The organism is Falsirhodobacter xinxiangensis, from assembly GCF_004959935.1.
Taxonomy (GTDB): Bacteria; Pseudomonadota; Alphaproteobacteria; order Rhodobacterales; family Rhodobacteraceae; genus Falsirhodobacter; species Falsirhodobacter xinxiangensis.
In genome coordinates, this window is the sequence record NZ_SMYN01000014.1 from 1 (window position 1) to 19004 (window position 19004).

Consider the following 19004-nt stretch of genomic DNA (forward strand, 5'->3'; position numbering starts at 1 on the left):
CGCCGTGGCCGACTTTCGCGCCGCCGTTGACAGCGAAAGCTGCTTTTCGCCTCTAGGACATTTCGATCACGTATCCGAAGCCTCGGACATTGCGGATCAGACGTATCTTGGAGTGGCCATCCACTTTCTTTCGCAAATAGGCGATATAGACCTCTACCAGATTGGTGTTGGGATCGAAGCTTTTTCCCCACACGCCAGACAGGATCTCCATCCGGTTGACGATGGTCCCCGGCCGCTCGGCCAGAAACCGGAGCAACGCGAATTCGGTGGGGGTCAGCCCGAGGTCGCGGCCTGCGCGACGGGCGCTCTTGTGCGACAGATCAAGTGTCAGATCGCCGATCGTGATCTCTTCCTGACGGGCGCCGGTGCGACGCAGCAGCGTCTCGATGCGGGCCAACAGCTCCTCGAAGGCAAAGGGTTTCGTGATGTAGTCATCGGCACCCGCGCGCAGCCCTTCCAGCTTCTCCTCCAGCGTGTCACGCGCGGTAAGCATGAGGATCAGGACGCCCGCATCCTTGCTGCGCAGGTCGGCGCAAATCTCGGCTCCTTCGCCGTCGGGCAACATGCGGTCGAGGATGACCAGCGGCCAGGCGCGATCCGCCATGGCGGCCCGCATCTCGACGAAGCTTGACACGCGGTGGGGGGTATACCCTTCGACCTCCAGCCCTTTCTTCAGAAACTCGGCGATGCCGGCGTCATCCTCGACGATCAGGATATCCAAGTTGCGGCTCCTTTGACGACAGGCAGTGTGATCTCGACCCGGGCACCAGCCGGCGCCTTGCCAATCGCGATCTGCCCGCCATGCTGTTCCACGATCCACCTTGCGATGGGCAGGCCCAGACCTGCGCCGCGGCGCGCTGCGCTGGTCTTGCCGCGATAGAACCGCTCGAACACCCGGTCGCCGTCCTCGGGGGAAAAACCTTCGCCCTGATCGCTGACGGTCAGGACGGCATTCCCGTCCACCTCGCGCAGGTCGAGCGTTACGGCACTGGCTTCGGGCGCGTGGCTCAGCGCATTGTCCAGAACGATGACGACAGTCTGGCGGATGCGGTCGGGATCGGCGTGAAGCATCACCGGCTCCGATGGTTGGTGCAGGCTGATCGTCACGTCCCGCTCGCGCGTGAGGGGGCCGCCATCCAGGATGACCTCGGCCAGCACTTCCTGCATCATCGTCTCGCGGAAGGAAAAGTCGATGACCCCAGCCTCGGACCGCGCGAGGAAAAGAAGATCGTCGACCAGCCGCGACATCTGTCCGACGCGCCGCACGATCTGATCCATGGTCCCGCGGAAATCGGCCACGCTTGCCTGCGGCTGGCGCAGTGCCACCTCGGCCTGACCACGGATCACGGTCAGCGGCGTGCGCAATTCATGGCTGACATCGGCAAAGAACTGGGTGCGCGTTTCGTTGATCCGGGTCAGGCGCGCGTTCGCGGCCTCCAGTTCCGCGGTGCGGCGGCTGAGGCTGGCGGTGCGCTCGGCCACCTCCAGCGCAAGCAGATCGCGATTGGCGCGCAGTTCGGTCTGCTGCTTGCCGATCTGTTCTGCCATTTCGTCGAACCGCTCGGCCAGATGGCCCAGCTCGTCGCCCCCGCGGCTGCGCTTGGCCCGCCCCACGCGCCCGCTTGCAAGATCGTCCACCGCGTCCGCCAGCGACGCGATGGGCCGCGAGACGACCCTGTCCATCACCAACGCATTTCCCACCGCCAGTGCGGTGCCGACCACGACCGCGCTGATCGCCAGAAAGCGCAGCAGTTCGGTCTGGCGGTCCCAGCGATCGATGGCGTCCAGAACCCGACGTTCGTCCGCCGCGGTCGCCGCACGCATCATTCCCGAAATCTCGTCGTCCAGCCCATCTTCGACACGTTCGGCATAGAGGGTGCGCGCCTCGTCGATCTCGCCGCTCGCAAGAAGGACGGCCACCCGGTTCGCGACCCCTCCCAGTTCCGCACTCCGGATCTTTATATCGCCGATCCAGCGCAGCATCTCCTCCTCGCGCCGCCTTTGGGATTCACTGCGAGCGTTGGCGATCTCATCGCGCAGGCTATCCTCCAGATCGCTCAGCCGTGCCAGCAGTCCCGAGGATACCTCGCCCACTTCCTGCTGCCCCGAGAGCCCGACGCTGAACAGTTCCGCGATCTGTTCCGACATGCGGTTGGTATCCGAGTTCAGTTCGTTCAGCTGACGCAGATGTTCGTAGCTTTCCTCCAGCAGACGTCGGTTCCGGTCGGTCGTCTCCAGCGCGACGAGGATGAAGCTGCAGATCACCGTCACGCAAAGCGCAAGGATGCCATGGCTGGCCAGAAGCTTGCTGCGGATTTTCATGATCGCCCCCGTTTTGTGCAGGATAGGCGGATTGTCGGCGGCCTCCAGCCCGGATGTGACAGTCTCGTAAACTTCTAATTTGAAGCCTTGCGCATTCGACTTCATTTGAAAGGCAGGCCGATGCCGCACCTGCATCCGGCCCGTTCGCAAAAATGTCACATTGCGGCAAGGTCCGATGGAATAACCCCTCCGCTGGGCCGTTAGCTTCGAAATCAACAAGCTTCGGGGAGCGAAAAGATGAGGCATCAGGCCTTCGACACCGCAGGTTCCACCCGCCAGAAACGGGTCGTATTGTATTCGCACGACACGTTGGGGTTCGGGCATTTGCGCCGCAACATGCTGCTGGCCGGCGCGCTCAAACGGATGGACCCGGCGCCGGACGTTCTGATGATCGCGGGCATGCAGGAGGCGGGCGCCTTCAACCTGCCCGAAGGCGTCGATGTGCTGACCCTGCCTGCCTATGGCAAGCGCAGCGACGGCAGCTATCACGCCCGCAGCCTCGGGCTGGACCTGCGCGATCTGGCGCGGCTGCGGTCCGATACGATCAAGGGCGCGCTTCTGGCCTATGACCCCGATCTTGTGATCGTGGACAACGTGCCGAGGGGGGCGCAGTCGGAGCTTGACCGCCCACTGGCCGCCCTTCGCAAACGGGGCCGTGCCAAGATCGTGCTGGGCCTGCGCGACGTGATCGACACAGCTGAAACCGTCCGCGCTCAATGGCTGCTGCGCCGCAATTTCGCGGCGCTCCGCGATTGGTTCGACGAGGTCTGGATCTATGGCGATCCTGCATTCTTCGATCTGGTCAGCGAATATGCGTTCGGTGACGAATTCGCGGCCAAGGCACATTTCCTGGGATATCTGGACCAGCGCGCGCGGCTGTATGGCGCGGCCCCGGTCGATGCGCCAGCCGACCCCTATATCCTTTGCGCAGTGGGCGGGGGCCGCGACGGGGCCGCGCTGTGCCGCGCCTTTGCGGATTCGACACTGCCCGCCGGCCATCGCGGCATCATCCTGACGGGCACGCAGATGCCCGCCGCCGCCCGCACCTATATCGAGGCCCGCGTTGCGGCGCGGCCGGATATGGAACTGGTGGATTTCCTGCCCGAACCCCTGCCGCTGATGCAGGGGGCCGCGCGGATCATCGCGATGGGTGGCTACAACACCGTGACCGAGGCGCTGTCCCTGCGCCGCCCCACGCTGATCGTGCCGCGCACCAAACCGCGGCTGGAGCAGCTTTTGCGCGCCGAACGGCTGGCGGCCAAGGGGGCGATCGGGATGATCCTGCCGGACCACCTGACCCCCGCCACGCTGTCGAAATGGATGGCCGGCCCGCCGCCAAGCGCGGGGCTTGGCCAGTCGATGCTGGACATGGGCGGCCTTGACCGGATGCAATCCCGCGCCGCGCTTCTGCTGAACCAATCGGTGCTGGAGGTCGTCGCATGACCATCGGTTACGTCGTCAAACGCTATCCCCGCTTTTCGGAAACCTTCGTGGTGAACGAAATCCTCGCCCACGAAGCGGCCGGGGCGAAACTGGAAATCTTCGCACTTCGCTCGGTCGAGGAGACGCATTTCCAGAACATCATCTCTCGTGTGCGCGCCCCGGTGACCCGCATCCCCGACCGGATCAAGGGCATCGACGAAAGCTGGCCGCAGCTTGCCGCCGCGCAGACCTTGCCGAACGCCTGGCAACGGCTGACGGAATTTCCCGAAGCGTCGGGACGGGACGTCATTCAGGCTGTGCGTCTGGCAGTCGAATGCCGCGACCGGGGCGTGACGCATCTGCATGCGCATTTCGGCACCGTCGCTTCGACCGTGGCGCGGATCGCGGCCCGGCTGGCGGGGATCACATGGTCGATGACCCTGCATGCCAAGGACATCTTCATGGACTATGCCGAGAACAGGAACCTTGCGCTGAAGATCGCGGATGCGGGCGCCGTCGTCACGGTGTCCGATTTCAACCGCAGCTATCTGGCGGACCGTTTCGGGCGGGACGTGACGCGCATCTACAATGGCATGGACCTTGCGGGCTTCCAGTGGCAAGCGCCCCGCGAGGATGCGACCGAGATCGTCGCCGTGGGCCGGTTGGTCGAAAAAAAGGGCTTCCACATTCTGATCGAGGCGCTGCGCATCCTGCAGTCCGAAGGCTGCACTCCGCCCACCCGCATTATCGGTGGGGGCGAGATGCAGGCCGAACTTGCCGCGCAGATCGAGGCGTCGGGGCTGGATCACGTCACGTTGGCCGGACCCATGCCGCAATCCGACGTGATCGCGGCGATGCGCGGCGCTGCGATGCTGGCGTGTCCCTGCATCGTCGGCGATGACGGCAACCGTGACGGCATGCCGACCGTGCTGCTGGAGGCGATGGCCCTCGGCTGCCCCGTCGTCGCCACCCCCGTGACCGGCATCCCGGAACTGGTCGACGGCACCACCGGCTTGCTGGCGGGTGAGGGCGACGCCGCATCGCTCGCCGAATCCATCGCCCGGCTGCTGAAAGACCCCGCCCTGCGCGACCGCCAATCCCGCGCCGCCCGCGCGCGGATCGAGGCCGATTATGACGTCACCCACAGCGCCGCCGCGCTGCGCGACCTGTTCGACGGGTTGCGGGCCATGCGGGGGGCCGCGTGATGCGTATCGCCTATGTCTCGATGGACCCCGGCATCCCGGTCTTCGGCACCAAGGGCGCATCCATCCACGTTCAATCCATGGTCCGGGCGTTTCTTGCCCTTGGCGCAGAGGTCACGCTGATCTCTCCGCGGACCGAAGGAACGCCGATGCCCGTCCGCGTGGTCTCCATTCCGGTCACTGGCAGCGGCGCCGAACGAACGGATGCACTTCTGGCCGCGAACCGAACATTGGCAGACGTGCTTGCCGATGAGGGGCCATTCGATCTGATCTATGAACGCCATGCGCTCTATGCCCATGCGGCAACCGAATTTGCTGCGGCGCATGCGATCCCCTCGGTGCTGGAGATCAACGCCCCGCTGATCGAGGAGCAGTCCCGCCACCGCACCTTGACCCATCCGGCACAGGCGAATGACACGGCACGGCGCAGCCTGTCCGCCGCCACCGCGGTGGTCGCGGTCAGCGCTGCCGTTGCCGAATATGCCCGTGGCCATGGCGCAAAACGCGTCGAGGTGATCCCCAACGCCATCGACCCCGCCCGACAGGCGCTGCCGCATGTGCCGGGGCCGTTCACCGTTGGCTTCCTTGGGTCCCTGCGCCCCTGGCATGACATCGGCGTGTTGCTGGATGCGGTGGCGATCCTGCAAACGCGGATCCCTGCGCACCTGCTGATCATCGGCGACGGGCCGGACCGCGAACGTCTGGCCCCCCGGCTGACCGCCATCGGCGCCGAGGTGACGGGGATGGTTCCCCATTCGGATCTGGCGCAGCATTTGGCGCGGCTGGATGTCGCTGTTGCGCCCTATTCGGCGTCCCAGCCGTTCTATTTCTCGCCCTTGAAGCTGTTCGACTACATGGGCGCGGCGCTGCCCATCGTCGCCAGCCGGGTCGGCGATCTGGAAGATCTGCTGCAAGGCCACGGTGTGATGTGCGAGCCGGACGATCCGCAGGCACTGGCCGATGTGCTGGAACGGCTGGCGGGGGATGCGGCGCTGCGGGCCGACCTTGGCCGGGCCGCGCGGGCGCATGTCATGGCGCATCACACCTGGGACCGCGTGGCGCAAAAGGTGCTGGAGCTGGCGGCATGACCCTCCTGCACCGTTTCCGCCCCTATATGCGGGGCGAGGGGTTGGTTTTGACCGGCGGCATGACCGCCCTGATCGCCGCCACCGCCATGAAACTGCTGGAGCCGTGGCCGCTGAAATTCGTGGTGGATTCCGTGCTGCGCGTCGGCACGCCGACCGACGCCACCACCGTCATCGCCCTTTGCGCGGGGGCACTGGTTGCCATCACGGCCCTGCGGGCGGTCTTCCAGTTCATCGCGACGACGGTGTTTTCGCTGGTCGGCGGGCGGGTGCTGACGCGCGTGCGGTCCGACCTGTTCGCCCATGTGCAGCGCCTTTCGGCGGACTTCCACGAGAAATCGCGGGCAGGTGACATCACCCTGCGGCTGGTCGGCGATGTCGGGATGCTGAAGGACACGGCGGTCACGGCCACGCTGCCATTGCTGGGCAACGTGCTGGTGCTGGCGGGGATGATCGGCGTGATGCTGTGGCTGGACTGGCGGCTGGCGCTGGTGGCACTGGTACCGCTGCCGCTGTTGTGGCTGGCGACACGCCGCGTCAGCGCAAGGATCGGTCGGGCCAGCCGCGCCCAGCGCAAGCGCGAGGGCGCAATCGCCGCCACTGCGGGCGAGGCGCTGGCCGGTATGCGCGCCATTCAGGCGCTTGGGCTGGAGGGCGCGGTCAGCCGCATGTTCTCGGGCGCGAACGAGCGCAGCCTGACGGACGGCGTGCGCTCGGGCAGGCTGTCCGCGGCGTTGGAGCGGATGGTGGATGCGATGGTCGGCCTCGCCACCGCCGCGATCCTGTGGTTCGGGGCACATGCGGTGATCTCGGGGCGTCTGACCCCCGGAGAGCTGCTGGTCTTTCTGACCTACCTCAAGAACACCTTCCGCCCGGTGCGCGAATACGCAAAATATTCGGGCCGCTTGGCCAAAGCGACGGCGGCGGGCGAACGTGTGTTCGATCTGCTGGATCAGGTGCCGACCGTCCGCAACCGCGAGGGTGCCGTGGCCGCGCCCGCCTTCAAGGGCGAGATCGCGTTTCACGACGTGCAGTTCGGATATGGCGAGGCGCGGGTGCTGTCGGGTCTGGACCTGACCATCCCCGCAGGCCAGCGCGTCGCGGTCACGGGGCCGTCGGGGATCGGCAAATCGACGCTGCTGACGCTGCTGCTTCGTCTGCGCGATCCGTCCTCGGGCGCGATCACCGTGGATGGCACCGACATCGGCGCTGTCACGCTGGCCTCGCTTCGCAGCCAGATCAGCTTCGTTGCGCAGGAGCCGCTGCTGTTTTCGACCACCATCGCAGAGAACATCGCCCTTGGCGCGGGCGAGGTCACGCGGGCCGAGATCGAAGCCGCCGCGCGCCTGGCGGACGCCCATGGCTTCATCGCGTCATTGCCGGATGGGTATGACACGGTGGTTTCCGAACGGGGCGCGAACTTCTCGGCGGGTCAGCGGCAGCGGCTGGCGATCGCGCGGGCGGCGCTGCGGCAGTCCCCGATCCTGATGATGGACGAGCCGACCGCCGGATTGGACAGCGCCAGCGAGGATGCCGTGGCCGATGCCATAGACGCGCTGGCCGAAGGGCGCACGACACTGCTGGTCACGCATAACCTGTCGCTGGCGGCGCGGATGGACAGGATCATCCTGCTGCATGACGGCAAGCTGGCCGAGGACGGCACCCATGCCGACCTGCTGGCCAGGGGCGGGAAATATGCAGCACTTTGGCGGCTGCAACAGGGCGGAGGGCTGCGCGATGCAGGCTGATGCAGAGATCGTGGCACGCGATCCCGCGCTGCCCGCCCTTGCGCTGGTGCTGGATGCCGAAGCCGTGTCGGCCCTGTTGGGCAAGGCTGCGGCCCCCGTGCATCTGCGCTATAAGCCCGGTGTCAGCTGTATGGCGACCTTTCGCACCGACGAGGGTTTCGTCATCCTCCGCGCCCTGACCCGCGAAAGATTCGCCGAGGACGAAATGAGCCCGCGCCGCGCCGCCCTTTCGCAGTTCATTCCCGATCTTGCGCTGATCGTGATGCCTGTCGAGGCAGACCGCCGCATCACCGCATTGCGCAAACGGTTCGATCTTTCCGGTGCCACACCACTCCGGTTCAAACCCGAACGCCGGATCGTTCTGCGCCAGGGCGACACGATGATAAAGGCGATGTCCAAGGCGACGTGGGATCGCGCCCGTCTTGGAGCCGCATTCGGCGCATCCATGGGCGGCCCCGCCGTCCTGTCGGTGGACGAGCGGCACCATGTGATCCGCACCGAATGGCTGGCAGGCTCCAGCGCCGAACAGTCCCCCGAGGTCTTTCACCGGATCGGCGCAAAACTGGCCGCCCTTCATCGCAGCCATGCCGATCTTCCGATCCTGAAGCCGGTCCGTCCCCCTGCGGCTTTGAAGGATCTGGCGGTGCTTTTGCCCGATCTTGCGCCGCAGATCCGCCGCCTGTCGAAACTGCTGGACCAATCGTTGCGGGACGGGCCGTCCGTGCCGTGCCATGGCGATTTCAGTGCCGATCAGGTGATGGTCGCGGATGATATTGCTTTCGTCGATTGGGATGAGGCTGGCATGGGTGATCCTGCCCGGGACTTGGGCAGTTTCCTCGCGCGGCTGGACCATGATGGAGCGCCCGGGCACCATGCCTTCCTGCAGGGCTACGGCCCCTTGCCCGCAGGCGTTGCGGCGCATCATGCCGCCGCGCTTGCCGCCCTTGCGACCGAAGGGTTCCGCAATCGCAGGCCGGATTGGCCGGAGCTTGCCCGCCGTGTTCTGGACCGGGTCGAGCAGATACTGACCGCGCCCGACATCGTGGAACAGGCAGCCGATCCCAAGATCGTCGCGCGGCTTTCCGGGCAGCCGATCAGAACGGCGGCGATGATCCGTTCGAAACCCGGCAAGCGCGCACTGTTCCGCTATGACACCGACACCGCGGCAATGGTGGGCAAGCTGCGGATCAAGGGCGCGGACCTGCGCACACCCGCCTTGCACACCAGACTGCGACAGGCGGGGCTGGACGGCACCGGCGATACCGGAGTTCCGAGCCTGCTGGGCCGCGTGGATCCGCTGAACCTCTGGCTGCAGGATCTTGTCCCCGGTTCGCTCCTGACCGAGATGATCGGACCCAAAGGGCCTTGCGAGCCGTTTCATGCGACTGGCCGGTCGCTGGCCCGACTGCACCGCTCGGGTGTCCGGGCCGAGCGGGAATGGACCCCCGAGGACGAGGCGGAGGTGCTGCGCAAAGCCGTCGCCCGAATGCCCGAGGCGAGCGGTGTCGTCGAAGCGTTGATCGCCCGGATGCTTGCGGCAGACAGAGAGGTAGCGACGATCCACCGCGATTTCTATCCCGACCAGGTGCTGATCGACGGCGCCCGTGTGTGGCTTCTGGATCTGGACCTTTACGCGAATGGCGACCCGGCGGTGGATACCGGCAATTTCCTCGCCCATCTGGATGAACACGCAATCCGGCACGGGTGGAATCCCGCAAGCCTGTCGCATCAGGCGGCGGCGTTCGTTGCCGGATACGCCACGCTTCATGCCGTCCCCGCCAACACCGACTTGCTGCGCGCCATCTCGGTCGCCCGCCATATCGGCATCGCGAGCACGTTTCCCGACAGGCGGCATACACCGCCGGCGATCCTCGCGCATTTGCAGGCCACGCTCTCTTAACCCCAAGGAAAAACGATGAAGTATCTGCTGTCCGCCGCCGTGATCGGCGCAGCCATCCCAAGCCTCGCCTATGCCGAGGTGGAGCTGTCTGGGGATGCGCGCATGGGCGTCGTGTATGACGGCGCCGATATGCAATTCTCCCAGCGTCTGCGCCTGCGCTTCACCTTGTCGGGGGAAACAGATGACGGCCTTGAATTCGGCGCGACCTTTCGCGCGCATGACGCCGAGGGGGCGGAACAAGGCGGAGCCTTCGGCGCCTCCGATGACGACAAGGCCGGGCATGTCTGGATTTCGGGCGCATTCGGCGAATTGAAGATGGGCGATGTGGATTCCGCCGCAGAAGAGGCGTTCGGCAACCTGTCCCGTATCGGGTTCACCGGCCTCGATGATCCGCATGACATCCCTTACATCAACGGTGACGGCGCGGATACGCTCGATCAGGGGCCGGGTGTGGTCTATGGTTATGCGACGGACCGTTTCGAAGTCCATTTTGGAGTAACCGATGGCAGCGGCCCCCGCGACGAGACGGAGGAGGTCGATGGTGCAGAGCGGGCCTTCAGGCGAGATGTGACGTATTCCGTCGCAACGGCCGTGTCGGGCGACGACTATAAGGTTGGTCTTGCCTATCTCGACAACGGCGATGCCGAGGGGAACAACGACGCCTATGGCGGCAGCCAATGGATCGCATATGCCGCCTTCGAGGTGGCGGGCTGGTCAGTCAAAGCGTTCCATTCCGACTTTCAGGACGGCGCCATGGGCTTGAACCGGTCGAGCGGGCTTTCAGCCGACTACTCTTTCGATGCGATCGAGCTGACCTTGTTTGCCCGCAGGGATGGGCTGCACGAGTCCGCCGGCAATGTGGGCGGTCATCACGAGTTTCTGGGCATCGGGGCCGGCTATGACCTTGGCGGCGATGCTGTGCTGCGAGGCGGGGTCATGCATTCCGACACAGGCGCTTACGAAGAAACGATCGCCGATCTTGGACTAGAGCTGGACTTTTGATCTTGGCGATCTGAGAGCCGCGCGTTTCGACATTGAATTCGCACGGTTCGGCGTCACCGTCACACCGATCAGCGAGGGTCTATATCCGAGACCTCAGCACCGAAAGCGTCGTTGCCGGATGGGCCGCGGTACACGGCTGGTTTCCACCGGTCAGGCGAGGTAAAGGCGGTGATCGCTGGGCCATGAGCAACGATTGCTTTCCGGGGTGCGATGCCGCGTCCTGTCAACCAGCCCCCACCCTTAAACGGTTTAGCGCGCGGGGAATCCCCGTGATGCGCCCAACATCCGCTTTTCAAAACGAGCCGCAGCCGCCGTGCTGCGCCGCAATATAACGGCTTTCCGCCCGGTGCCTTGACACAGCCACGCTCGATGCTGCTTCGAAATCAAATTGCCTACATCGACCCGAGTGCTTCCAAGCGCCACCTTTCTGATGTTCTTAGCCGACAGAATAGGGTGCCGTGGGACAAGGTCCTTGGAAATCTACAACTTTTTCCCTCCCGTTGATCACCCTTCTTTCCCCGGCAACAGATGCGAATTGAGGGGTCGGTCTTCCGATTTCACATCGAACCTTCCCATCTTGCTGATGAAACCCTTCGAAGCGTCGGCTTTGTTCTGTCTTGACTCCTCGGGTCAATTCGGGGCCGATCTCGCGCACGATGTTTCCCGCGCCATCCGATCTACACGTGCCGAGGGACTCTCTTGGTTAGCGAGATGCCGACAGAGTCTCTCCTGCCTGCTGCAACAACGATCCGAACTGCGCCGAGAATTGGTCCGCAGAGTGATCGTCCATCGAACCTGCGAGGTGGATTGCGCCGATGGGACGCCCCGCCGCGTCAAGCACGGGCACGCCCATGGCGATCTCATGCCGAAGCAACTGCGCAACGGCGATGGCGTGGCCGCGCCGCCGCGCTTCGTTCACGGCGGTCATCACCTGATCAAGTGTCGTCATCGTCTCGGTCGTGAATGGCCTTGTGTCCGACCGCTCGAAAATGGAGCGGACCTCGTCATCCGGCAGTCGTGATAACACAGCGAGTCCGCCCGCCGTGCAATACAAAGGCACGGTGTTCCCAGTCAGCGTCGCGGTGAAGATTTCGTGCTTGGAGGGCATGCGCAGGGCATAGATCAGCCGCGTGTCGTCCCAAAGCGACATGTCCACACGTTCGCGCGTGCGGCGGCGGAGTTCCAAAAGAATCGGCGCGGCCTTCTGAAGGTCGGGATTCAGACGCAGGTAAGAGTGTGCCATCGTCAGGATGCGCATGCCCGGCAGATAGCCTCGTCCCTGCGTATCGCGGACGATCATCCCGAGCGCCTGCAGGGTATGAACCATCCGTTGCGCCGCGCTTTTGTCCACGCCTGACAGATCGGAGATTTCTTTTAAGGAAAGCGGCTTGGTCGCCATTTCAAAGGCGGAAAGAATCGCCACAGCGCGTGCCGCCGCCCGCACGAAAAGAGCATCGTCGCGGAATTTTTCAGCTTCATCGGTGTCGAATGTCGAAACGCCGATCAATTCGCGAAACACGGCGACAACCTCTTTTCAAGCTACGAAATTCATTGACAGCGCCAAACGGCTCGTCTTTCATTTCGATATACAAGTATCGCTCAACGATACGCAAGATCATTATAGATCGCCATGGCAACAACAGGGACGGGATGATACTTGCGCGTCGCATTCGCCGGATTTCTTCACGAAAGTAACAGCTTCGCCTCTGCACCCGCAGACATTCGCGCCTTCGAACAGGGAGGCGGTTATATCCCCATGACCCGGGGGGCCGCGCTGAGAGAGGCGATCCGCGGCGTAAATCTCGGGATGGCAGGTGCCTTCGATTTTGCGGAACGCGCAGGTTGGGACGCGGTGCCGATCCTGTGGGCGGGGGCAATTCCATCGGCTCCTGTGACCGCAACTGCCTATGAGGCGATCGCGTCCGAAATCCTGCAGGGGCTGGCGGACGCAGGGCCGTTCGACGCCATCTATCTGGATCTTCACGGCGCAATGATCGCGGAACATGTCGACGACGGCGAGGGCGAGTTGTTGGAACGCATCCGCCGCCTTTATCCAGATGTGCCGCTGGCCTGTTCGCTCGACCTGCACGGCAACATCACCCCGCGCATGTTCGAACTCAGTGACATCATGGTCGGGTTCCGAACCTATCCGCATGTGGACATGGCCGAAACCGGCAGCCGCGCGGCGGAGGCGCTGGACGGGATGGTGCGCTCTGGGCGGCGCTGGGCAAAGGCGATGCGTCGGATCGATTACCTGATCCCGATCAGCTGGCAGTATACCGGCATGGAGCCTGCAAAAGAGCTTTATGCGGCCACGCATGTCTTGCCCGAGGGCGTGGCCACCGCTTCCATCTTCATGGGGTTTCCGGCAGCAGATTTCGATGGCTGCGGACCCGCCGTATTTGCCTATGGCCCGGATGCGGACTCGGTCGAGGCCCATGCCGACGCGATGGAGGCTGCGCTGCTGGGTTGCGAGCGCGACTTCAACGGAGAGGCGCATGCGCCGGAGGATGCCGTGCGGCTTGCGATGCGGCTGGCGCAGGATGCAGGCCGCCCCGTGATCATCGCCGACACGCAGGACAATCCCGGCGCGGGCGGCTCCTCCGACACGACAGGTATGCTTCGGGCGCTTGTGGCCTGCGGGGCGCAAGGCGCGGCGCTGGGCAATTTCCACGACCCCGAAGCTGCGCGCGCTGCTCATGCGGCTGGGATCGGCGCCCAGATCCGGATCGCGCTGGGCGGGCGTTCGGGAGTTGCGGGGGACGAAGCGTACGAGGTGGACGCGGTCGTCGCGGCACTGTCGGACGGAAAGGTTCATGCAACCGGTCCCTATTACGGCGGCACGCATATCGACATGGGGCCATCTGCGGCCCTATCGATCGGCGGCACGAGTGTCGTCGTCACCAGCCACGTCGCGCAGATGGCGGACCGGAACTTCTACCGCATGGTCGGCATCGACCCGGAGGATCAGGCGATCCTCGTGAACAAGAGCTCGGTGCATTTCCGCGCCGATTTCGAGCCGATTGCGGAAACCATCCTCGTGGCGACCGCTCCCGGCGCCATGCCGCTCTGCCCCTCGTCGCTGCCCTGGACGAAGCTGCGGCGGGAAATGCGTGTCCGGCCTATGGGCCCGGCCTTCGGACATGCCGACAACCAATGAGCCCAACCCACAGAGAGAGAAGACATCAGATGAATAATTCCGTGATGCTTTCGTTCAAGCGCGGACTCGTCGCCTCGGTGCTGGCGCTGACCGCGGGCGGGGCGCTGGCAGAAACCACCGTGACTGCGGTCATGCATTCGGATCTGCGCGTGCTCGATCCGGTGATCACCACCGCCCACATCACCCGCGATCATGCCTATATGATCTATGACGTGCTGGTGGCCGAGGATGCGAATGGCGAGATCAAGCCGCAGATGGCCGATTTCACCGTTTCGGACGATCTGCTGACCTATACGTTCACCTTGCGCGACGGGCTTGCCTTTCATGACGGCGCACCGGTCACAGCGGAGGATGTAGTCGCCTCGCTGACGCGCTGGGGCAAGCGCGACACGGGTGGTCAGCTTTTGATGGATGTGACCGAATCCGTCACGGCAAGCGATGAGAAGACCGTCGTCTGGACCCTGCGCGAGCCTTTCGGCGCCTTCCTCGCGACCATCGGCAAACCGTCGGCCGTTCCGCCCTTCATCATGCCGAAGCGCATTGCAGAGACGCCGGTGGAGCAGTCGATCGCCGAGCATATCGGCTCCGGCCCGTTCCGGTTCGTCCCCGAGGAGTTCCAGCCCGGCGTCGGCGTGACCTATGCCAAGAACGAGGATTACGTTCCGCGGGACGAGCCGGCTTCGGGCTATGCGGGCGGCAAGGTCGTGAACGTGGACAAGGTGCGTTGGGTCACCATGTCCGACAGCATGACGGCGGTGAACGCGCTCCAATCTGGTGACATCGACCTGATCGAGTCCATGCCGGTCGATCTGATCCCGCTGCTGGAAGGCGACGATACTGTCACGGTCGAACAGCGGTCCCCGTTCGGGTTTCAGACGATGGGCCGGATGAACTTCAAGTATCCGCCTTTCGACAACCCGCAGATTCGCAAGGCGGCACTTATGGCGATGTCGCAGGAGCCTGTTCTGGCCGCGCTGATGGGCGATCCGGCCTATTACAAGGTCTGCGGTGCGATCTTTGGCTGCGGCACGCGGTTCGAGACCACGACTGGAACCGACACCCTGACCGCCGCGGGCGATCCCGAGGGGGCGAAGGCTCTGCTGGCCGAGGCTGGGTATGACGGCACCCCGGTCGTGCTCATGCAGCCGACGGACGGGCCGACCCTGCGCGCACAGCCCGTCGTCGCAGCGCAGCAGCTTCGTGCGGCAGGCTTCAACGTCGACATGCAGCCGATGGACTGGCAGACGCTGGTCACGCGGCGCGCCTCGCAGGCTGCTCCGGCCGAAGGTGGCTGGAACATGTTCTTCACCAACTGGGAAATCTCGGAAATCTCCAACCCTGTGATCAGCGTCATGCTGAACGGTCGTGGGGATCAGGCGTGGTTCGGCTGGCCGGACGATCCCGAAGTCGAGGCGCTGAAGAAGGAATTCATCGCCGCCAGCACGCCCGAGGATCAGAAGGCAGTGACCGACAAGATTCAGGCCCATGCGATGGAAACCGTCAGCTATGTGCCGCTTGGCGAATACAACTTTCCGCAGGCGCGCCGCACGGTGCTGACCGACATGCAGCCGACCTCTGTGCCGGTGTTCTGGGGTATGTCGAAAACCGAGGAGTGATCTTCGCCTCATGCGCCCTTCGGGGCGCATGGCCGCCTGAAATACGGTCCTGCGGAGCCATGCCATGTTCATCTATCTTCTGAAACGGGTCCTGTCGGTGCTGCCGGTCCTGTTTCTTGTGTCCGTCTTCGTCTTCCTGATGCTGCGCCTCACGCCCGGCGATCCGGCGGCGATCATCGCGGGCGACAACGCGACCCCCGAAACCCTTGCCGCCATCCGCGACGCGATGGGACTGAACGAGCCGCTGCTCACGCAATACGCATCGTGGATCACCGGTATTCTGGGCGGGGATTTCGGCAATTCGCTCATCTCGGGGGTGCCGGTGCTGGATCTGGTCGCACAGCGCGTGGGGCCGTCCATCTCGCTCGCGCTCATGACGATCATCATCGCCATTTTCGTCGCGATCCCGATGGGCGTGATCGCGGCGTGGCGGCATCGCAGCTGGATCGACTACCTCGTGATGTCCTTTTCTGTCCTTGGCTTCTCGGTGCCGGTGTTTCTGGTTGGCTATGTGCTGCTGCTGATCTTTTCGGTCCAGCTGGGCTGGCTGCCGCCGCAGGGGTTCAAGCCGATCGCGGACGGGCTGGGACCATTCCTCGAACGGGCGATCCTGCCCGCGTTGACGCTGGCCTCGATCTATATCGCGCTGATCGCACGGATGACGCGGGCCGCGATGCTGGACGTGCTGAACGAGGATTACATCCGGACCGCCCGTGCCAAAGGTGTGGGAGAGCAGCGTCTGCTGTTCGTCCATGCCCTGAAGAATGCCGCGGTGCCCATCGTCACAATCGTCGGCGCGGGTTTCGCGCTGCTGATCTCGGGCGTGGTGGTGACCGAGACGATCTTCAACATCCCCGGCATCGGCCGCTTGACCGTGGATGCAGTGCTGGCCCGCGACTATCCGGTGATCCAGGCGCTGATCCTGCTGACCGCGACACTTTACGTGCTGATCAACCTAGCGATCGACATGTCCTATTCCCTGTTCGATCCGAGGATCCGCTACTGATGGCCATTGATCGTTCCGCGGCGGACAAGCCGTTCCTGTTGCGCCTTCTGTCCGGCATCTCGCCCAGATCCACGGGGCTCGGGCCGTTCATTGCCGCATTCATGCTGTTGGCCGTGATCGGGCTGACCGTGTTCTCGCCGTGGATCGCCACGCATGATCCGTTGGCGATGGACCCGCTGATGCGGCTGAAGCCTCCGTCCGAGGCGCATCTTCTGGGGACCGACGGCTATGGGCGCGACCTGTTCTCGCGCATGATCCTCGGGGGGCGCATCTCGCTGATGATCGGGGTTTGCGCAGCGGTTGTCGCGCTGGGCCTCGGCATTCTGATCGGATTGCTGGCGGGGTATTTCCGCGCCGCCGATGCGGTGATCATGCGGGCGATGGATGCGCTGATGGCGATGCCGTCGATCCTGATCGCCATCGCGCTGGTGGCGCTGAACGGGCCGTCCATCGGCTCGGTCGTCATGGCGATCACCATCCCCGAAATCCCGCGCGTCGTCCGTCTGGTCCGGTCGGTCGTTCTGACCGTGCGAGAGGAGCCCTATGTGGAGGCGGCGACCGCGCTCGGGTCGTCCACCGCCAAGATCCTGTTCCGGCATCTGCTGCCCAACACCATGGCACCGATGATCGTTCAGGGCACCTACATCATCGCATCCGCAATCCTTACCGAGGCGCTGCTGTCCTTCCTTGGTGCGGGCATCAGCACCGAAATCCCGACCTGGGGCAACATCATGGCCGAGGGGCGGCAGTTCTTCCGCATCACACCCGGGATCATCCTCTGGCCCGGCCTTCTGCTGACGATCTGCGTGCTGTCCATCAACTTGATCGGCGACGCCGCCCGCGACGGGCTGGACCCGCGCATGAAGAAACGCGAGGCATGACATGAAACTCCGCGACAACGATTTTTCCGCCGCGCCCACCGTGCTGGAAATCCGCGATCTGGTGGTCGGCATCGCCGGACGCGCGGGCCTGCCGCCGGTTCTGAAGGGCGTCAGCTTCGACATCCGGCGGGGCGAGACGGTATGCCTCGTGGGCGAATCCGGCTCGGGCAAGTCCGTTACTTCGCTGTCGACGATGGGGTTGCTGCCCAAGGATGCGCTGGCGGTGATCTCGGGGCAGATCCGGCTGAACGGGCAGGATCTTCTGGCGCTTTCGCCGGGGCAGATGAAGCAGCGGCGGGCGAAGGATCTCGCCATGATCTTTCAGGAGCCGATGACGGCGCTGAACCCGGTGATGAAGGTCGGCGCACAGATCACCGAGGTGCTCGATCTGCACACGAGCCTTGGCGCCGCCGAGAAGCGCGCCCGCGTGATCGACATCATGAAGCAGGTGCATCTGCCCGACGTGGAGCGGATATTCGAAAGCTATCCGCACCAGCTTTCAGGCGGGCAGCGCCAGCGCATCATGATCGCGATGGCGCTGATCCTCGAGCCGTCGCTGCTGATCGCCGACGAGCCGACGACCGCGCTGGACGTGACGACGCAAAAGCAGATCCTGTCGCTGATCGCCGAACTTCAGGCGCGGCACGGCACGGCGGTCCTGTTCATCACGCATGACATGGGCGTCGTGGCGGAAATCGCCGACCGTGTCTGCGTCATGCGGCATGGCGAAATCCTTGAGACCGGAACGATACGGCAGGTGCTGGAACAGCCCCGGCACGACTATGCGCAGGCCCTGCTGTCCGCTGTTCCCAGCCTTGTCCCGCGTGTGTCCCGCCCTGACGCCGTGGCGGCGCCGGTGCTGGTCGCCAAGGGTTTGGGCAAGACGTATCGCAGCGGCTCGCTGTTAGGACGCAAATCCGAGGTGCGGGCCTCCTACGATGTCGGCTTCGATCTGAAACCCGGACGGACGCTCGGCATCGTCGGCGAAAGCGGGTCCGGAAAAACCACCGTCGCCCGGTCCATCATGCGCCTGATCGAGCCGACCGAGGGGCAGATCCTGCTGGACGGCGACGACATCGCACACCTGTCGTCTTCGCAGATGAAACCCCGCCGCCGCAAGCTGCAGGTGGTGTTTCAGGACCCCTACCGCTCGCTCAATCCGCGCTGGACCATTGCGCAATCGCTGACCGAGGGCCCGCTGAACTACGGCGTGCCGTATGCCGAGGCGATTGCAGAGGCGAAGCGGCTTCTGGGGGTTATCTCCTTGCCCGAGGATGCGCTGCGCCGCTATCCGCATCAATTCTCGGGCGGGCAGCGCCAACGCATCGCCATCGCCCGCGCCGTGATGCTGCGCCCCGACGTGCTGGTCGCGGACGAAGCGGTGTCCGCGCTCGACGTCTCGGTGCAGGCGCAGGTGCTGGACCTGCTGGACGAATTGCAGCGTCAGACCGGCATCGCCATCGTCTTCATCACCCACGATCTGCGCGTCGCGGCGCAGATTTGCGACGATGTGCTGGTGATGCAGCGCGGCGCGGTGGTGGAGCAGGGTCCGGCGGGGCGAGTCCTGCACGATCCGCAGCACGAATACACGCGCGCGCTGATCGCCGCCGCACCGGGACGTTTCTGGGATTTCGCAGCGCGCAAGCCGCTGGTCGCCTGA

14 protein-coding genes are annotated in these 19004 nt (G+C 64.6%); 11 read left to right on the forward strand and 3 right to left on the reverse strand.

What is annotated here, in order from left to right; all coding sequences use genetic code 11:
• Window positions 1-52: 52 nt before the first annotated feature.
• Window positions 53-721, reverse strand: a complete 669-nt coding sequence (locus E2K76_RS14810; protein ID WP_136685135.1) for a response regulator transcription factor — start codon at window positions 719-721, stop codon at window positions 53-55.
• On the reverse strand, window positions 709-2322 hold the full coding sequence (locus E2K76_RS20395) for a sensor histidine kinase (protein ID WP_169053327.1): 1614 nt from the start codon (window positions 2320-2322) through the stop codon (window positions 709-711). Before E2K76_RS20395 ends, E2K76_RS14810 begins: the two co-directional genes overlap by 13 nt.
• Window positions 2323-2559: 237 nt before the next feature.
• Between E2K76_RS20395 and E2K76_RS14825 the strand changes: the two genes are divergently transcribed.
• The 6 genes from E2K76_RS14825 to E2K76_RS14850 are packed head-to-tail and all read left to right on the forward strand — an operon-like array spanning window position 2560 to window position 10681.
• Window positions 2560-3765 carry a glycosyltransferase family protein gene (locus tag E2K76_RS14825; RefSeq protein ID WP_136685136.1) on the forward strand — a complete coding sequence of 402 codons (1206 nt, stop codon included), beginning with the start codon at window positions 2560-2562 and terminating at the stop codon, window positions 3763-3765.
• Entirely contained in the window at window positions 3762-4949 is a 1188-nt protein-coding gene (locus tag E2K76_RS14830) for a glycosyltransferase family 4 protein (protein ID WP_136685137.1), read from the forward strand. The genes E2K76_RS14825 and E2K76_RS14830 overlap by 4 nt, the downstream gene beginning before the upstream one ends.
• Window positions 4949-6034 (forward strand): glycosyltransferase family 4 protein, encoded by a 1086-nt coding sequence (locus E2K76_RS14835; protein ID WP_136685138.1) that lies wholly within the window; start codon window positions 4949-4951, stop codon window positions 6032-6034. Before E2K76_RS14830 ends, E2K76_RS14835 begins: the two co-directional genes overlap by 1 nt.
• On the forward strand, window positions 6031-7779 hold the full coding sequence (locus tag E2K76_RS14840) for an ABC transporter ATP-binding protein (RefSeq protein ID WP_136685139.1): 1749 nt from the start codon (window positions 6031-6033) through the stop codon (window positions 7777-7779). The genes E2K76_RS14835 and E2K76_RS14840 overlap by 4 nt, the downstream gene beginning before the upstream one ends.
• A complete protein-coding gene (locus E2K76_RS14845) occupies window positions 7769-9679 on the forward strand; it encodes a phosphotransferase family protein (RefSeq protein ID WP_169053328.1) in 1911 nt (636 codons plus the stop codon). The genes E2K76_RS14840 and E2K76_RS14845 overlap by 11 nt, the downstream gene beginning before the upstream one ends.
• A 15-nt stretch (window positions 9680-9694) precedes the next feature.
• A complete protein-coding gene (locus E2K76_RS14850) occupies window positions 9695-10681 on the forward strand; it encodes a porin (RefSeq protein WP_136685141.1) in 987 nt (328 codons plus the stop codon).
• 703 nt (window positions 10682-11384) lie between these two features.
• On the opposite strand, the gene E2K76_RS14855 is transcribed toward E2K76_RS14850, so the two are convergent.
• Window positions 11385-12200 carry an IclR family transcriptional regulator gene (locus E2K76_RS14855; RefSeq protein WP_136685142.1) on the reverse strand — a complete coding sequence of 272 codons (816 nt, stop codon included), beginning with the start codon at window positions 12198-12200 and terminating at the stop codon, window positions 11385-11387.
• 138 nt (window positions 12201-12338) lie between these two features.
• Here E2K76_RS14855 and E2K76_RS14860 point away from each other — a divergent pair, with 138 nt between their 5' ends.
• The 5 genes from E2K76_RS14860 to E2K76_RS14880 all read left to right on the forward strand — a co-directional run bounded on the left by E2K76_RS14860 (window position 12339) and on the right by E2K76_RS14880 (window position 19004).
• Complete coding sequence (locus E2K76_RS14860) at window positions 12339-13841, forward strand: M81 family metallopeptidase (protein ID WP_136685143.1); 1503 nt, start codon at window positions 12339-12341, stop codon at window positions 13839-13841.
• A gap of 29 nt (window positions 13842-13870) precedes the next feature.
• A complete protein-coding gene (locus E2K76_RS14865; RefSeq protein WP_136685144.1) occupies window positions 13871-15457 on the forward strand; it encodes an ABC transporter substrate-binding protein in 1587 nt (528 codons plus the stop codon).
• 64 nt (window positions 15458-15521) lie between these two features.
• A complete protein-coding gene (locus tag E2K76_RS14870) occupies window positions 15522-16463 on the forward strand; it encodes an ABC transporter permease (RefSeq protein ID WP_136685145.1) in 942 nt (313 codons plus the stop codon).
• Window positions 16463-17344 (forward strand): ABC transporter permease, encoded by an 882-nt coding sequence (locus E2K76_RS14875; protein WP_136685146.1) that lies wholly within the window; start codon window positions 16463-16465, stop codon window positions 17342-17344. Before E2K76_RS14870 ends, E2K76_RS14875 begins: the two co-directional genes overlap by 1 nt.
• Window position 17345: 1 nt before the next feature.
• Complete coding sequence (locus E2K76_RS14880; RefSeq protein ID WP_136685147.1) at window positions 17346-19004, forward strand: ABC transporter ATP-binding protein; 1659 nt, start codon at window positions 17346-17348, stop codon at window positions 19002-19004.

Bases quoted from the DNA above. Each gene is read 5' to 3' on its own strand.
- E2K76_RS20395 (WP_169053327.1), bottom strand. From the start codon at position 2,322: ATGAAAATCCGCAGCAAGCTTCTGGCCAGCCATGGCATCCTTGCGCTT.
- E2K76_RS14825 (WP_136685136.1), top strand. From the start codon at position 2,560: ATGAGGCATCAGGCCTTCGACACCGCAGGTTCCACCCGCCAGAAACGG.
- E2K76_RS14830 (WP_136685137.1), top strand. From the start codon at position 3,762: ATGACCATCGGTTACGTCGTCAAACGCTATCCCCGCTTTTCGGAAACC.
- E2K76_RS14835 (WP_136685138.1), top strand. From the start codon at position 4,949: ATGCGTATCGCCTATGTCTCGATGGACCCCGGCATCCCGGTCTTCGGC.
- E2K76_RS14840 (WP_136685139.1), top strand. From the start codon at position 6,031: ATGACCCTCCTGCACCGTTTCCGCCCCTATATGCGGGGCGAGGGGTTG.
- E2K76_RS14845 (WP_169053328.1), top strand. From the start codon at position 7,769: ATGCAGGCTGATGCAGAGATCGTGGCACGCGATCCCGCGCTGCCCGCC.
- E2K76_RS14850 (WP_136685141.1), top strand. From the start codon at position 9,695: ATGAAGTATCTGCTGTCCGCCGCCGTGATCGGCGCAGCCATCCCAAGC.
- E2K76_RS14865 (WP_136685144.1), top strand. From the start codon at position 13,871: ATGAATAATTCCGTGATGCTTTCGTTCAAGCGCGGACTCGTCGCCTCG.
- E2K76_RS14870 (WP_136685145.1), top strand. From the start codon at position 15,522: ATGTTCATCTATCTTCTGAAACGGGTCCTGTCGGTGCTGCCGGTCCTG.
- E2K76_RS14875 (WP_136685146.1), top strand. From the start codon at position 16,463: ATGGCCATTGATCGTTCCGCGGCGGACAAGCCGTTCCTGTTGCGCCTT.
- E2K76_RS14880 (WP_136685147.1), top strand. From the start codon at position 17,346: ATGAAACTCCGCGACAACGATTTTTCCGCCGCGCCCACCGTGCTGGAA.